General features: G+C 39.4%; 14 protein-coding genes. 4 read left to right on the top strand and 10 right to left on the bottom strand.

Annotation, left to right across the window (positions count from 1 at the left end; all coding sequences use genetic code 11):
- Positions 1 to 73 precede the first annotated feature (73 nt).
- Positions 74 to 1,753, bottom strand: a complete 1,680-nt coding sequence (locus tag MKY07_RS01770) for a hypothetical protein (protein WP_339263616.1) — start codon at positions 1,751 to 1,753, stop codon at positions 74 to 76.
- A 169-nt stretch (positions 1,754 to 1,922) separates the two neighbouring features.
- Between MKY07_RS01770 and MKY07_RS01765 the strand changes: the two genes are divergently transcribed.
- The 3 genes from MKY07_RS01765 (at position 1,923) to MKY07_RS01755 (ending at position 5,204) form a co-directional block, all read left to right on the top strand.
- Entirely contained in the window at positions 1,923 to 2,558 is a 636-nt protein-coding gene (locus MKY07_RS01765) for a lysoplasmalogenase (protein ID WP_339263614.1), read from the top strand.
- 237 nt (positions 2,559 to 2,795) lie between these two features.
- Positions 2,796 to 4,019, top strand: a complete 1,224-nt coding sequence (pepT, locus tag MKY07_RS01760) for a peptidase T (RefSeq protein ID WP_014824883.1) — start codon at positions 2,796 to 2,798, stop codon at positions 4,017 to 4,019.
- Between the two features lie 219 nt (positions 4,020 to 4,238).
- Positions 4,239 to 5,204: a multidrug resistance efflux transporter family protein gene (locus tag MKY07_RS01755; protein ID WP_339263613.1), complete on the top strand. Its 966-nt coding sequence runs from the start codon at positions 4,239 to 4,241 to the stop codon at positions 5,202 to 5,204.
- Between the two features lie 27 nt (positions 5,205 to 5,231).
- Here MKY07_RS01755 and MKY07_RS01750 read toward each other — a convergent pair whose 3' ends face one another.
- The 4 genes from MKY07_RS01750 to MKY07_RS01735 all read right to left on the bottom strand — a co-directional run bounded on the left by MKY07_RS01750 (position 5,232) and on the right by MKY07_RS01735 (position 8,907).
- The gene (locus tag MKY07_RS01750; RefSeq protein ID WP_339263611.1) at positions 5,232 to 6,308 is read right to left on the bottom strand and encodes a S26 family signal peptidase; all 1,077 of its coding nucleotides are present in this window, start codon (positions 6,306 to 6,308) and stop codon (positions 5,232 to 5,234) included.
- A gap of 3 nt (positions 6,309 to 6,311) precedes the next feature.
- Complete coding sequence (locus tag MKY07_RS01745) at positions 6,312 to 6,806, bottom strand: sigma-70 family RNA polymerase sigma factor (protein WP_008406246.1); 495 nt, start codon at positions 6,804 to 6,806, stop codon at positions 6,312 to 6,314.
- Positions 6,807 to 6,832: 26 nt separating this feature from the next.
- On the bottom strand, positions 6,833 to 8,107 hold the full coding sequence (locus tag MKY07_RS01740; RefSeq protein WP_339263610.1) for a polysaccharide deacetylase family protein: 1,275 nt from the start codon (positions 8,105 to 8,107) through the stop codon (positions 6,833 to 6,835).
- A gap of 371 nt (positions 8,108 to 8,478) precedes the next feature.
- Complete coding sequence (locus tag MKY07_RS01735; RefSeq protein WP_065217561.1) at positions 8,479 to 8,907, bottom strand: DUF4395 domain-containing protein; 429 nt, start codon at positions 8,905 to 8,907, stop codon at positions 8,479 to 8,481.
- A 109-nt stretch (positions 8,908 to 9,016) separates the two neighbouring features.
- On the opposite strand from MKY07_RS01735, the gene MKY07_RS01730 reads away from it, so the two are divergent.
- On the top strand, positions 9,017 to 9,724 hold the full coding sequence (locus tag MKY07_RS01730; protein ID WP_014824888.1) for a Fe-S oxidoreductase: 708 nt from the start codon (positions 9,017 to 9,019) through the stop codon (positions 9,722 to 9,724).
- Between the two features lie 308 nt (positions 9,725 to 10,032).
- Here MKY07_RS01730 and MKY07_RS01725 read toward each other — a convergent pair whose 3' ends face one another.
- From MKY07_RS01725 to MKY07_RS01705, 5 genes are all read right to left on the bottom strand, one after another.
- Entirely contained in the window at positions 10,033 to 11,145 is a 1,113-nt protein-coding gene (locus tag MKY07_RS01725) for an amidohydrolase (protein ID WP_014824890.1), read from the bottom strand.
- 148 nt (positions 11,146 to 11,293) lie between these two features.
- Positions 11,294 to 11,431, bottom strand: coding sequence for a hypothetical protein (locus tag MKY07_RS01720; RefSeq protein WP_014824892.1), 138 nt, complete (start codon positions 11,429 to 11,431; stop codon positions 11,294 to 11,296).
- A 168-nt stretch (positions 11,432 to 11,599) separates the two neighbouring features.
- A complete protein-coding gene (locus MKY07_RS01715) occupies positions 11,600 to 13,615 on the bottom strand; it encodes a TRAP transporter permease (RefSeq protein ID WP_339263609.1) in 2,016 nt (671 codons plus the stop codon).
- The gene (locus MKY07_RS01710) at positions 13,608 to 14,114 is read right to left on the bottom strand and encodes a DUF1850 domain-containing protein (protein WP_014824894.1); all 507 of its coding nucleotides are present in this window, start codon (positions 14,112 to 14,114) and stop codon (positions 13,608 to 13,610) included. The genes MKY07_RS01715 and MKY07_RS01710 overlap by 8 nt, the downstream gene beginning before the upstream one ends.
- 84 nt (positions 14,115 to 14,198) lie before the next feature.
- Positions 14,199 to 15,227: a TAXI family TRAP transporter solute-binding subunit gene (locus tag MKY07_RS01705; RefSeq protein WP_008406235.1), complete on the bottom strand. Its 1,029-nt coding sequence runs from the start codon at positions 15,225 to 15,227 to the stop codon at positions 14,199 to 14,201.
- Between the last annotated feature and the right edge of the window lie 352 nt (positions 15,228 to 15,579).

Below are 15,579 nucleotides of genomic sequence, written 5' to 3'. Positions count from 1 at the left end.
CAAAGTATCCGTTTCTTAATAAGAGTTTTCTTCTTATCCAGCGGTACTTCTACTTCTGCCCAAATTTCTTTGTTTATTTCAATCCTTCAATTTGCAATGCTTTCACAGGCTGGAAATCTTCCCCTGTTTTCGCATACGTAATGGTCGCCTGATCGCCTTCTTGCAAGTAAATTGCAAACGGTGCAACTTCTGTAGAAACAATGAAGTTTTCACCTGTATTTGCCAGGAATGATACGATCGTGAAATCCCCTACACGCTCTTTATAAACACGCACGACTTTTACCGTCGCCTTTGCTTCTTCAGCATTTGAAGTACCGTCTACCGTACTTCCGCCACGACTTAGCGCTGTTTTATAAAGTCTTAACGCTTCATTTGGTGTTGTACCATACGCCGAAATTTCAGGATTTGCTGCTGACACGATAAAGTAATTTTGCAGGAATCCGTTCGCATCGAGTACAGCTGACAGCCAGCTCGCTTCACCGTAGAAGTTGTAAAGGATCGGCATTTCACCTTCCCATTCTTTTTCGATGAACTTTTTCTCGATAATTTCAAGAGCCCCTTGGGAATCCATATAAGACTCTTCCAGATTTCCGGTATAGTACGTCGCTTCACCGGTACGTGCATGTGTTAATGCATAACCAAGCATCGAGTCAACGCCCTCTTTCGGACTTGTAAAATCAGTGAAATAATACATTTCCCCATCTTCCATAAAGATCGGGCTTACATTTGCTTCCGTACCTTCATCGCTCGGCAACTTAACATCCTTTTTACCGACTAGACTGTTCCAGAATCCGTGCACATAATTACCGTAATAACTATTTTGCAAACTTACCGCTTCCGGTGATACCGCACCATCGATAAATGCCGGTACATCTGCAATCGCGATTTTCTCTGTTGCACCTGTCTCCGCATCAACAAGTACAACCCCTTTTACATCAAAGCCGTTACGTGCTGAAATAAATTCCCCGTAAGAACGGATGTAATACGGTTTACCATCCTCATCAATTTCAAGCTGCGGATCTCCGTAGAAAATTAATGATGGATTTTGAAGACGAATATGACGCTCCAGGTTTTTATTTAAATAAGCAGATGGAACATAGTTCATTTCAGCCTTCACAAACTTTGGATTATCGCTTGAGTCTGTAGCACTCATCGTGAAATAACCAGGTGTTGTTTTTCCGTTGAACCATTTAAAGAATCCTGAAAATTCTACAGGTGCAATGTAAACATACTGATCATTTACTTTTTGAATTTGCAGGTTTCCTAATTCATAATAGCTCGTGTTTGGAACCTGTCCAAACGCTTTTTTCATTTTGTTTTTAACAAATTTTGGCGGTACACTTGCCGGTGTTTTCGTCTCATCAAACGACGAAATTTCCGTTTTTTCTTTCATCTCTGAAGATTTGAATTTTTCATTTGCATTTAAAAATGGTGCACTTACTAAATAGCCGATCCCAATAATGCCAACAAGCACGATGGCTGATTTAATTTTTTGCTCCTTCCCAACAGCAAATATTGCCCCAATAATGGCTACAACAGGTATTACGTATAAGAAAATCGTCCAGCTTAGATCGATTTTTGAAATATATACTGTTAAGAATACTGATATAAAGCTTACAATAAATGTCGTAATGAATAAGCTCGTAAATGTTTTTGATGAAAGCTCCTTATTGCGAACTTTTTTTGATAACGGCATTAATAATAATGTGATCAAAAGTGATCCAATTGCCGTTATTAGCAATAATTGTCCCATAACAATCACCCTCTCTTACTTACTATGTACGAATAACCTCCCAAAAAGATTCATAAACAAGTAAAACTGCATAATTTCTGGCATAATAGAGCATATATTGCATTTTTATAAATTGATAGTTTGGTTTTACATTAATTTTATATAAATATTTTTACTTGGGGGTTAATAGATGGCACGTAAAGTTCTGATTTTACTTTTCTTCGGGCTTGGCTTGTACTATGTGTTCTTTTTTGAATCGATCGATAGTTCATTAAAAATGGTCTTTAAGCTTTTGCCAATGATTTTCCTTATAGTGCTCGCATTTTTAACGAAAGTACATGTGAAATCACCATATTACTGGCTGATCTCTATTGGTTTAATTTTCTGTGCGGTTGGCGACTATACATTGCAGTGGTTCATTATTGGACTGAGCTTTTTTCTGGTCGGTCATATTTTCTATATTTTTGCTTTCCGCTCAACAAATCAGCAGAATACACCACTGTACGTAAAGTTTTTTTTAGCTTTATATGGTGCGGTTATGATGTTCTGGATTGCAGGAAGTCTTCTTAAAAAAGGAGATGCTGTACTCGCCATTGCAGTGACTGCTTATATTTTAGTAATTTTAACGATGGGATGGACATCGTTCCGAACAGGCAGTAAGTTTGCTGTCATCGGCGCCACCCTCTTTATCATGTCGGATTCGGTCTTGGCTATTAACCGTTTTATGTTTGAGGTTGCCTATTCCCATATCTTGATTATGTTTACGTATTACGGCGCACAGTTTTTCCTCATGCTCAGCATAATTGATTATGATCGATTACGCTAAAGCGTAATCGTGTCCAGATTTTTTAGACACACAGGATGTGGGTCAGTCAGCCGTTGTCACACGATGTGACGTATTTAGGCTGACTTCATTATTCATTTAAAAAATCTGTGACATCTGCCAGAGGCTTATCTTCATTCAGCGGGTACTTAAGTAGCCGCTGAATGAAGATAATTAGTTCAAATTCCGAAATAAAAAGTGTAGAATGAAAGCAATAAGTATTTAGGAGGTCTTTTTCGGATGAAAGAGAAAGTAATTGAACGTTTAGTACGCTATGCAAAAATTGATACACAATCAGATTTCAACTCTGACACAACCCCTTCTACAATGAAGCAATTCGATTTATTACATGTATTAAAAGATGAATTGGCAGCAATCGGTTTAACAGACATTACACTTGACGAAAACGGCTACCTTTTTGCAACACTTGAATCGAATACAGATAAAGACGTACCGACACTCGGCTTTTTAGCGCATGTTGATACAACATCGGATTACACAGGAACAAATGTACAGCCTCAGCGCATCGATAACTATGACGGTGAAGCGATTACATTAAATAATGGGTTAGTAATGGCACCGGACTACTTCCCGAACTTAAAGAACTATGTTGGCCAAACGTTAATCACAACAGATGGCAATACATTGCTTGGTGCTGATGACAAAGCCGGCATCGCTGAAATTATGACTGCGATGGAATACTTAGTGAAAAATCCGGAAATCAAGCACGGAAAAATCCGTGTAGCATTTACACCGGACGAAGAGATCGGGCGCGGTCCACACAAATTTGACGTCGAAAAATTCGGTGCGGATTATGCATACACGATGGATGGAGGTCCGCTTGGTGAATTACAATTTGAAAGCTTTAATGCAGCTGGCGTAAAAGTAACGACACGCGGTACGAATATCCACCCGGGTTCGGCGAAAAATAAAATGGTGAACTCGATTACAATGGCGATTGAATTCCAAAACGAAATGCCTAAAGATGCAGTTCCTGAAAAAACGGACGGCTATGAAGGCTTTATCCATTTAATGCATTTCAACGGCGGCATTGAAGAAACAACAATGTCTTACATTATCCGTGACCATGACCGCGCTAAATTCGAAGAGAAAAAAGCGTATATGGCAAAGGTCGGCAAAGAGTTACAGGAGAAATACGGTGAGGAAGCAATTACAGTAGCGATTGAGGATCAATACTATAATATGGGCGAAAAAATCGAGCCTGTTATGGAAATCGTCGATATTGTAAAAGAAGCGTTTTCTAAGTTTAATATCACACCGATTGTTGAGCCAATTCGCGGCGGTACTGATGGTTCCCAGCTTTCATACATGGGCTTGCCAACACCGAATATATTTGCAGGCGGCGAAAATATGCACGGCAAATATGAATTTGTATCAGCTGAAACAATGGAAAAAGCGACGGAAGTCATTATTGAAATCGTTCAGTTATTTGAACAGCGTTAGAACAAAAGTGCTAAAGCGCCCGTCCAACTCCGAGTGGGCAAAACGCCACGTCCTTTTGGCATGCCCCCAATGACTCACATCGTGTGAGCCTCAGACATTGGAGGACCCGATACAACGGCAAAAATATAATGAATGAAATTGAATGGAGCGATTACTTTCGCTTCATTTTTTTGTATACTTAATAGACAGAAAATTCAATACAGTTAAGTGAGGTGTGTTATGAAGGAAATACTGATTGGCATTTTAGCGGCTTTATTTTTTGCGGTTACATTTGTATTGAATCATTCAATGGAATTGGAAGGCGGCAGCTGGCTATGGAGTTCTTCGCTCCGCTATTTCTTCATGCTTCCTTTTCTTATTGCCATTGTCGCGATTCGGGGAAAAGTCGGATTTCGTATTTTATCGAGTGAAATGAAAGAACATCCAGGTGCGTGGCTCATTTGGAGCTTTGTCGGGTTTGTATTATTTTATGCGCCGCTTACATTTGCCGCGGCATTCGGTCCAGGCTGGCTCGTATCAGGTACATGGCAATTTACGATTGTAGCAGGTGTATTGCTTGCCCCCCTTTTCATAACGTCCATCGCCGGAAAAAACATCAGGGCAAAAATCCCGCTTATTTCACTCGGCATCTCAGGCATTATTCTATTCGGGATTTTGCTTATCCAAATTCCGCAAGCACAATCGGTTTCAATGGATAGCCTGCTCCTCGGTATACTACCCGTTGTCGTTGCGGCATTTGCCTACCCTCTCGGCAACCGGAAAATGATGGAACTTTGCGGCGGTAGAGTGGATCCGTTTCAACGGGTTCTAGGGATGACAATCGCTTCCTTGCCTGCATGGATCTTGCTTGCAATCTATGCATTGTTTACTGTTGGCCTTCCATCCGCGAGCCAAGTGTATCAATCACTGCTCGTTGCTGTTTCTTCGGGCGTCATTGCCACGATACTATTCTTTATCGCTACAGACCGTGTACGCCATGACCAAGGAAAACTGGCAGCAGTTGAAGCAACACAATCGACAGAAGTTCTTTTTGCGATGGTCGGTGAAATGATTTTACTAAGTGTACCACTCCCGCAGCCGATTGCTTTAATCGGACTGGCGGTCATCATTATCGGCATGCTGCTACATAGCTATCACACAGTACTTATGAATAAACGATTACAAACAGCAAATGAAAAAGGGTAGCGACATCTTCGTCACTACCCCTTTTTCCTACATTCCCCACTGCCAAATGCCGGTCGGATTTTTATACATTTTGAATACATATTCCCCAACAGATTCACGGTCATACTGGTAGCGTATTTCCACTTCCGATTCGGATAAATACGTAACATTTCGGTAAGATGCTTCCAAAAACAGTTCACCTAAACGGTTCGAATGCGGAAATGGAATGTCACTAGCAGTTAACCTTTCACTAATTGACCCATCTCCAAAAATCTGATCATACAAATAAAGATCAAAATATTGTTCTGGTGAATAGTCGTTTTCTAAACCAAAATAAATTGATGCTGTTGTACTTTGCTCTGCCAATGCTACGACTTCCCCGTAAATTTTATGCACAGCGGTAATTGTTCCTGCCTGCATTGTATTTTCTGCCGGGAAATGATTCACCAAAAAGTATTCACGCGCATTTAATAATTGATCGTAGCCTCCTGCAATCGTATTGCCGTTTTCCTCATACAATTCTTTTAATTCCGATCTTACAGGTTTCCCATTTACCGTTAGCTTGCCGTCCTGCAAAACGACACGGTCTCCTGGAACAGCGACTACTTCATAATAGGCGTTTTCGTAAATTGGTAAATGACTGCTCGTATTTGTCATCGTTCGTACAACATCGCCTGCTTCATATACAGCTTCATCAAATAAATTTTCCTGACGTTCTATCACTGTATGGTAAAGTCCCTTTTTCCCTGCAAGTGTAAAGGTTTCTTTATCTACATACTGTAAATCCGATAATTGTTCCAGCACTGGTAGCTGTGCAAAGGAATCATAATCGATTGTTGATAATTGCTCCTTTTTTTGAAGAGTAGCAATTTCCGCTAAATCATCAAGCGGGTCATAAGGAGCACCCCGTCCTTCATTCCCCGAATTTTGCGTAAAAGGAACGGCCGTCATAAATAGGAATACCGCAACTGCTGCAACAGCTGCCGTCACTAATTGAACATGCCATGAACGTTTCTGTTTTCGGGCGGGCGGAGTCAATTCAGATTTCACACGTTGCTTAATACGACTTTCCTGCAAGCGTGTATCACCCATCATTTCATCCAGTTGTTTTTTAAATGGATCCATGCATCATTCCTCCAATCCCTCTTCGCTAAAAAACTCTTTCAATTGTTGCTTTGCTCGACGCAAACGTGTTTTCACCGTATTTTCATTCAGCTGTAAATACTGTGCAATATCGGCAATGGACTGTTCGTCATAATAAAATAAAATGAGCGGCTCACGATATTTCAGTGGTAGCTGGAATAACTTCTGTTCAAGTGATGCAAGATGCTCTTTTTGTATAACTTCTTCATCCGTACCTTTTGTTTGAGCAAAAATCGTCTCAAAAACAACATCCTTTTTATGCTTCCATGAGCGTAAATAATCTTTTGCACGATTTGCTGTCATTTTTGTTAAATACGTTTTCAATGACGCCTCATTTCGAAACTGGTCGCTCTTCTGAAAGTATGTTACAAATACTTCCTGTACGATGTCCTCGGCGGTAGCCCAATTTTTAACGTACAAATAAGCGATGCGTACTAAATAACGCGTGTGCTCATCAACAATTGCATCAAATTCTCTCATGTAACGATTAACACCTTCTTATATTTCTAAGACCAGTTCACCCCCTTTACATAGGACGTGAACTGTTCAAATGTTTTATTTTCAGTTATGCCGAATCGATTGACCTCATAGTTTGATTGTTGCATATTAGCATAACCTTCATTTGTCGTAAAACCGATTAACAGCCCTACTTCCTTCATCGCTTCGATCATATCTTCATCGTAATGACCGAATGGATACGCTAAAGAAATTGCATCCGTCAGCATATTAACATTTTGCTGCAAATCCATCGCAATGTCAGCAGACGACATCTCTAATGCGATTCCTGCTCCTTTACTGAACTGATGCAAGTTATGTGTGTGCGCTTCGAACTGAAAAACGTCCGTCATTTGCTGCATCTCATCGGCTGTGAAAAATTGGAGCGGTCCATTGCCGTCAAATACTTGTTCGCCTTCAAATCGTCCTGTACGAGAAGATATAATATGCTGTACCGCTGAAAATCCATGTTCCTTTAAAATTGGATAGGCATAGACCTTCGTCGATAATAAACCATCATCAAATGTAATGAGAATTGAATTAACCGGTAAAATATGGCGACCTTCCAAATAATCATAAAGCTGTGTTGTCGAAATTGTTGTAAATTGCTCTTCAGCTAAAAAGGCCATTTGCTGTTCAAATGATTGCACAGAAACCGTACTTGTACTTGTCACCATTTCTTCTTTCGGCAAAATATGATGATACACTAAAACTGGAATTCCTTCATCTATTTCAACTGATGATTTATGTATATAACCGGCACGTTCTCCTACTTTGATGACAAACCACCCATCAACCTCCCCCACTATCGGGTAGCGAAACCCTTGTGAAAGCTGCAGCAACACACTGCTCGTAAGATTTTTTTCTTCATATACTTTTGTTTGTTCTGTCGTTTTGATTGAGTTTGTTATTTCTGTATTTACTAACGTCTGAAGCGATCGCTTTTCTACAGTGGCACTACCTTTTTTTATGAAGGCTGAAATTTTTCCGAATCGTAGTTCATAGTAAAGCTCATCTTCACCTACAATTGCAAAAGAAGTATTCGGATGTCCCACTCCAATTTCAGTGAGCGTATTATCTTTTATATAAATCGGTTGTTCCTCATTCAGGACGATAACTTTTTCAAATAGATGTGTTGCCTGTTCTATTTGGGTTCCATTTTCTCTACCTGCCATTTCTTTTTCGTTTGCAACCGCTCGTTCAATCTTTTCACTAGAACCTCTATATTCAATTGTCAGGAATAATACGCATATAGCGATAAACCCTACTGCAATTAACTTTTTCATCATTTCCTCCGCCTACGTTTTTTATTGAAGCAACGTACAGACGGAGAAATTCAAAATAAGTTTCAAAAAAGTTTTAGAAATTTTTTTATACACAAAAATACCCGTATCTGTAAGCGACACGGGCAATGGGTCTCCCAACAAAGGAAGAAAAACTAGAAGAAAAATATAAAGGGTGAAAAACTCAGTGTCTGACACACAGTCAAACTTACATTCTAAATGAGGGGGTTTAGAACGCTATGGCTGAGCTAACAAACTCCTGGAGAAAAGTTGTTAGCTCAGACTTATTTGTACTGTATTACAAATAAGCTCTTGCTACAGTTATAATGATAATGATTATCAGTATCATTGTCAACCCGTTTCCAAAAATCTTTTTAAGTATTTTTTAATGAACGGCGATATTGGTACTGTTTGTATTGGAACAACATAAAGCAACCGATACAAAAGCCTAAAATTGCTACAAATGATGCAACTGCCACCATAATCGTAAAGCTATAGGCAACGACTGGCAGATTAAAGGCAAACCCTGCTATTCCGCCTGCCAGACATAGGCTCGCAACCGCTGAATTGAACTTTTGCTGTCCGATCTCTTCAGGAATATATGACTTAATATCTTTCGTTAAAAACAATTTTGCAAAGCGCATAATTGGATTAAACCCGGTGAAAATCCCAAGTAAATTTGCAATTAACGGAATGCCCAAAATCCAGAATTGTCCTGACACCCATGTGACAACGACTGATAAAAATATTACCCACTGATTTACACGAACTAATGGTCTTGGTATAGAAATCGGTTTCGTCATTAAAAACCAACCTTTCTTATCTGTTTTATTCATTTTAGCGTTTTTCACCTCGTTTGGGAAGAGAAATGGTATAGTAAATATAAATATTTTTTTAGAAAAGGTGATATGTATGCCTGCACTTTCTTATGATCAAGTACGACAATTAAATTCCTATAGTATTTTTACCGAAGAACCTGACCGTCCATTATTTACATTGGCGAATCTACATAAAGACTTCTATTTGACGGATTTCCGCAATTTAATGATGGGCATTACAAATGCTGCTACAGAAGCTGCAGCCATTTCCCACTTCGGACGTCGCTACGGCATGTTTGTCGCAATGCAGTTTTATATGCTGACTACGTATGATGAAGTTTGGGACGGCAAGCCTGAAGATCTGCGCTTTGCTATTGTACAGGAGTTCGGCATTCATACACTCGGGATGTATATAAACCCAAATGATTTCCGCTATGTGGAAGATGATGAGCGCGAACGAGTGATGACGGACATTTTATATAAGACATCGGTCGTCATTGGCCAGTTGCGTAAAACAACGTCCATTTCGCCGCTTACTTTATGGGAAAATATTTTCGGATACATGCTTTGGCACTTCCATACATTACTCGAAAATCCGGCATTGGCTGACCGCGCTTTCGAGGACTTGGACATGCTTGAAGATAAAAATGTTTGGCGCTACTTCTCGGACAAATCGCTGTTTTTAAATTATACAGGCGGAAAAAGCCCTTCCGCTCTCATCAATCAGCCTGTCCGCAAAAGCTGCTGTTTTTCAAAAGACATCCCAGGCTTAATGGCTTGCGGATTTTGCCCGATGAAATAAGGTTTTGTTTTAAGTGCCGCCAAGTAATCGCGGCACTTTTTTATTTGGTCCGGATTGCTGGAGGCACGTTTTTCTAATAAATGGCATACTTTTTCTAATATCGCTTGAAAAGTTCTAATAAACTCCTGATGTTCTAATAAAGGGCCGATGTTCCGATAAAGGGCCGAGATGTTCCAATATAGGTACCCGATCTTCTAATAAGTATCGCCGTTTGTCTTATATCCGGGTTAACTTTTCTAATATCACGGCAACCATTCAAGCGCAAAACAAAAGCGATGCTATAAACTTCATAGCATCGCCCTACCTTCTTATTTCGTTGCACTGTTTTTCAATGTTGTTGCTATTACTTTGGCGCCATCAAGCAATGCCTTTGCATCAAAGGTCATTTTCGGATGATGGAGTCCAGGACCAAGATCTGCACCAACGCCGATCATCGTTGCCTTCAACTCAGTATTTTTGATCGTATAGAAATGGAAGTCATCGCTTCCCGGTGTCATCACTGCCGGTGCTAAACTTTGCTCTCCAAGTGCTTCAACAATCGAGCGTTCTGCAATTGCAGCCGCTTCGGATGATACTTCCGCACCTGGTGTAACATCCATCCAATTCCATGCCAGCCCAGTATCGAACATCTCCGCAATTTGTTTCAAGCCTTTATCAACTTCCTGCTGTACTTGCGCCAAGACTTCATTTTTCTGTGCACGCACATCGATCGAGAAGGTCGCATTACCCGGAATAATATTGACGCTTCCGCCATCTGCTACAATTTTTGTTATCTTCGCAGAGTATACTTCAAATGGATCGACATGAATATTTTTCAGCATTTGCTGAATCGCTACGACGACATCAATCGCATTTTTTCCCTGGTGCGGACGAGCGCCATGTGCATCAATACCAGTAATTGTCCCAGTTAAGAATGCTGCAGCACCATGATAGATTGCGGGTGATACTTTCCCTAATGGCAGCTCTTCCATAGGACGTAAATGAACACCGAATAAATGGGTAACATTTTCCATTACACCGCGATCAATCATCGCCAATGCCCCGCCACCTGTTTCTTCAGCCGGTTGAAAAATAAATCGGATTTTCTTTTTCAAAGGTTCATTCTTTAATGCATAGAGCGCACCTAAAACAATCGATATATTTGCATCATGTCCACAAGAGTGATTTGCCTGCATAACGCCATCCACTTCCTGCCATAGTGCATCAATATCCGCGCGAACCGCAATTGTTTCTTCGCCTTTTCCGATTTCCGCGACAAGGCCAGTCACATCGTTAAATTTTTTATAGCTTACGCCCATATCATCTAAAATTTCTGCTAATTTTGCTGTTGTTTTTATCTCCTTCCAGCTTACTTCAGGGTTTGCATGGAAATATTGAAACCAATCAAAAATCATTTGTTCCGTAGAATTAACCGCTAACATGAAACGCACCTCGAATATTATTTAGTACTTCTATTATACAGTACAATTTTCGCATACTACATTATTAGTGCCTAAAAAAACGACATCTATCCAAATAGTTTCGCTGGATAGACGCCGTAATATTTTTAAATTCATTTTAAAAACTCCTTTATAAGCTTGAGAAAAACCCTTGGGGATATTGAGTGCGTTCTTCACTTTCCGTTACCTCTTGCTGCTCGGCTAACTCAAATTCCACCTCTTCGTCAAATAAGTATGTTTCAAACGTCGACTTTAAAAGTGTTGACATATTATTTCTCCCCTTTAATTATTTGAATTTTTAATTAATTTAAATAATATAATGGATTTTCAAGAAAATCAACAAATAAATGCACTTAATGCATAAAAAGTATTAAATCTATCTATTTTCGAGATAAATAGAAAAGCGCCTGAATTAAATATTCAGACGCTCTCTTTTTTATGAAATGGCCACTTTTGAACCGTTTTCTTTATTTCTAGTAACGTATTGAATCACGAACATAATTCCAAATACAATAAGTCCAATTGTATCCGATAATGATTCAGGATAAATCATCGCTAAACCTGCTGCCAATAAAACAATGCGTTCAATCCAGCTCACAGGGCGATACCAGTAGCCAATAATTCCGACACCTATTGCAATCATACCCATGACTGCAGTAAACACTACCCATAAGATTTGCCAGATCGTTACATCAATCATAAGCAATGCCGGTGAGAAGACAATCATATACGGAATAATGAATGCCGCGATGGCAAGCTTCGCGGAGTTCACACCGGTACGAATCGGATCTCCTCCTGAAATACCGGATGCTGCAAAGGCGGCGAGCGCAACAGGTGGTGTAATATCGGCTATAATACCGAAATAGAACACGAAGAAGTGCGCTGATAAAACTACAATCAGTGGAGCTGCACTTGCCGGTACATCCGGTGCAAGTAATGCAATGATAGCCGGTGCAGCAATCGTTGATGTAATAACATAGTTTGCCGTTGTCGGTGCACCCATACCTAAAATTAACGAAGCAATCATTACAAAGAATAATGTAAGGAGAATACTGCCCCCTGCTAATTTTACTAAGCTGTTTGCAAGAGACAGCCCTAGACCTGTCTTTACAACAACACCGACGATGATACCCGCACAAGCTGTTGCAGCAGCTACTGCTAATGCCGAACGTGCACCATCAACCATTCCATCGATAATTTCTTTAAGACCGAATTTCACATCCGGATTAATAAACCCGACGATGATACAGGAGATAATACCGTATAGCGCCGCATGAATTACCGGTACACCAGACATCATGAGGATGATAATTAATACAATTGGAATAAGTAAATAGATTTTCTTGAATACTTTAGAGCGATCCGGCATCTCTTCATCTTTTAAGCCACGTAATCCTAAACGCTTCGCTTCAAAGTGTGTCATGATCCAAATACCTGTAAAGTATAAAATTGCCGGAATGGCAGCTGCCTTGGCAATATCCCAATACGTAACATCACGACCGATAAACTCAACCATTAAGAATGCTGCAGCACCCATAATCGGCGGCATTAACTGACCACCTGTTGATGCCGATGCTTCTACTGCACCAGCAAAGTTTTTATTGTAGCCGAGACGTTTCATCATCGGAATCGTATATGATCCGGAAGTTACTACATTCGCTACAGAACTTCCTGAAATTGTGCCTTGCAGGGCAGATGAGAAAATCGCTACTTTGGCAGGACCACCTACTAATTTTCCGGCAACCGAAATCGCTAAGTCATTGAAGTATTCCCCTACCCCCGTTTTTACAAGGAACGCGCCGAATAATAGGAACGCGAAAATAAATGTAGAAGATACTGCCAATGGTGTCCCTAAAATCCCGTCTGTCGAGAAGAACATCAAGTTTACAATGCTATCTAAGCTTTGCCCGCGGTGTGCCATAAAGTCCGGCATATACGGACCGTAAAATGCGTAAAGTAAAAACAGCCCGGCAATTATTGTGATCGGCAATCCTACCGCTCTACGGGCACCTTCCAATACGATAATTACCGCCAGAATTCCAATATAGAAATCCATTGTTTGAAGTTGACCTAAACTTTGAACAAGCCGGTCATAATTGATTACCCAATAACTCCCTACAACAATAGCAATAACAGCTAAAATATAGTCATAAAACGGAATTGTCCGTTTTGATAGCTTACGGCTTGCCGGGAATAATAGAAACACAAACGTCAGTGCAAATCCTAGGTGAACCGTACGCTGGATTTGCGCTGGAAACTGTCCGAAAATTGCCGTGTATACTTGAAAAAGTGTAAATGCCAGCAAACCAAAATAGATAATATGCTTCATGAAATTTTGAGGGTTACGCTGATTCGATTCCAAATCGTATTTTTCCAATAATTCCTGCTGCTGTTCCAAAGTAAGTGATTCGTGTAAAGCTCCAGGATCTAAAGCCGCTTTTTTGTCAGTCATCTAATTCGACTCCTTTCAATTTGTCATATAAAGACAATCTTTTAATTGTTACTAAATAGGATTTCCCACGTACTAAATGCTTTTTTAAAGGAATGACTATGCCTTTATGCTGAAGATTTAATTTATAGTTGACATTCCCAATATGTAACGTAAATTCTTCTAATTTTGCATCGTTGTATTGAAGTGTATAAACACCATCTTCATAATGAAGAGTCTGCCCTTCCTCTGCATGTCCGGGCATCCCAATAGCTACATCGGTGTATTCCATTGCAAGCAGCTGAAATTCATTTGTAGGCAGCACTTTATAGCTCTCTGTCACATCCGTTAAATGTATGGAATGGGTGAAAACCAGCTGGAACTCATTTTCATTCTTTAACGGCAAAAAGTGTTGAACCGGCTTTTCTACTCTTGTCTCTGTAAAAGTTATGCTCCGTTCAAAAGGAATAAACCAAACGATAATACTTAGAAGAACAAGGATGATAAAAATCCATTTTTTCATTTGGATGATCACTCGCTTAAATATAAAAATACAACAAAGGCCTCTGAAGCTTTTTTTGCGACAGAGGCCCTTAGTTTTCCCTAATTACTTTACTTCGTCAAAGTATCTTTGTGCACCTGGGTGTACTTCAATACCGATTCCGTCTAAGCCTGTTTCAGCTTTAATAAATTCGCCTTTAGCATGACCAATTTTATCTGTATTATCATAGATTGCTTTTGTCATTGCATACACTAAATCTTCTGGCAGGTCTTTATTTACCGCTAACATTGCACCTACAGAAACAGCAGGAACTTCTGCTTCTAAACCATATGTGCCAGCAGGAATATTATCTACTGCATAGTAAGGGTATTTCTCGATTAATTCTGCTGCTTTGTCTGCTTCAACCGGAATAATGTGTACACCATTTGTAGCATTTAAAGCTTCTACAGCACCAGTTGGGTAACCAGCTGTAATGAATGCTGCATCAATTTGACCTGATTGAATACCATCAGTAGATTCACCGAAGTCTAAGTTTTGTGCTTGAATATCATCTTCAATTGATAATCCATGGATTTCCAATAATTGCTCAGCATTTGCATAAGTACCAGAACCTGGTGCACCTACAGAAACTTTTTTACCTTTTAAATCTGCAAATGTTTTAATGCCTGAATCCGCTAATGTTACTAATTGAACTGTTTCCGGATATAAAGCACCTAATGCTACTACAGAGTCAATTTTTTGTCCTTCAAACATTAAAGTACCTTGAGTTGCATAGTAAGCAATATCAGTTTGAACGAATGCAACTTCACCATCACCTGCAGCTAAAGCTGTCATGTTGGCAGCTGAAGCTTGTGATACCTCAGCAGTTGTTTTTACCCCTGTATCCGTTGTAATTAAATCCGCAAATGTTCCTCCTAATGGATAGTAAGTCCCTTGCGTACCACCTGTTAAAATACTTAAAAATTTAACATCCCCGAAATCTGCTTTTTCAGAACCAGAATCCGTTGTGTCAGTACCAGTTGATGTTTCAGTACCTGATGATGTTTCAGCCTCATCATCTGCACCACATGCAGCCAGAACTAAAATGAATGCACTTAGCACTAATAAGAAAAGCATATTTTTAGACTTGAACATGAAATTATCCCCCTTTTTACCTTATTATAGAATTCATTTTACATACACAAATATTCAAAAGTCAATTAATATCTTAAAAGTCTAATTATTCGGTATTTTTTAATCTTCTATTAAAAGCATAAAAGTGCTATAGAATGATGTTTTTCACTAACTTTTTAAATTTCGAAATCAATTTCTTCTATCAAATAATGTAATGTTATGCATAATAAATGAATAAATTTATTTTTCTAATATATGATATCTACAACTCAAATTGCATTTCTACTTCTAATTTATTACTTAAAATAAAAAATACCCTTTCTCACTTTTGGAGAAAATGGTATTTTTCGTGTTTAGCATTCGATTCCGTGCT

Source organism: Solibacillus sp. FSL W7-1472 (assembly GCF_037969775.1).
Taxonomy (GTDB): domain Bacteria; phylum Bacillota; class Bacilli; order Bacillales_A; family Planococcaceae; genus Solibacillus; species Solibacillus silvestris.
This window is presented reverse-complemented; position numbering and strand designations above follow the sequence as displayed.

Coding starts and splice junctions, on each gene's coding strand:
- MKY07_RS01770 (WP_339263616.1), bottom strand. CDS start 1,753: ATGGGACAATTATTGCTAATAACGGCAATTGGATCACTTTTGATCACA.
- MKY07_RS01765 (WP_339263614.1), top strand. CDS start 1,923: ATGGCACGTAAAGTTCTGATTTTACTTTTCTTCGGGCTTGGCTTGTAC.
- pepT (WP_014824883.1), top strand. CDS start 2,796: ATGAAAGAGAAAGTAATTGAACGTTTAGTACGCTATGCAAAAATTGAT.
- MKY07_RS01755 (WP_339263613.1), top strand. CDS start 4,239: ATGAAGGAAATACTGATTGGCATTTTAGCGGCTTTATTTTTTGCGGTT.
- MKY07_RS01750 (WP_339263611.1), bottom strand. CDS start 6,308: ATGGATCCATTTAAAAAACAACTGGATGAAATGATGGGTGATACACGC.
- MKY07_RS01745 (WP_008406246.1), bottom strand. CDS start 6,806: ATGAGAGAATTTGATGCAATTGTTGATGAGCACACGCGTTATTTAGTA.
- MKY07_RS01740 (WP_339263610.1), bottom strand. CDS start 8,107: ATGAAAAAGTTAATTGCAGTAGGGTTTATCGCTATATGCGTATTATTC.
- MKY07_RS01735 (WP_065217561.1), bottom strand. CDS start 8,907: ATGACGAAACCGATTTCTATACCAAGACCATTAGTTCGTGTAAATCAG.
- MKY07_RS01730 (WP_014824888.1), top strand. CDS start 9,017: ATGCCTGCACTTTCTTATGATCAAGTACGACAATTAAATTCCTATAGT.
- MKY07_RS01725 (WP_014824890.1), bottom strand. CDS start 11,145: ATGTTAGCGGTTAATTCTACGGAACAAATGATTTTTGATTGGTTTCAA.
- MKY07_RS01720 (WP_014824892.1), bottom strand. CDS start 11,431: ATGTCAACACTTTTAAAGTCGACGTTTGAAACATACTTATTTGACGAA.
- MKY07_RS01715 (WP_339263609.1), bottom strand. CDS start 13,615: ATGACTGACAAAAAAGCGGCTTTAGATCCTGGAGCTTTACACGAATCA.
- MKY07_RS01710 (WP_014824894.1), bottom strand. CDS start 14,114: ATGAAAAAATGGATTTTTATCATCCTTGTTCTTCTAAGTATTATCGTT.
- MKY07_RS01705 (WP_008406235.1), bottom strand. CDS start 15,227: ATGTTCAAGTCTAAAAATATGCTTTTCTTATTAGTGCTAAGTGCATTC.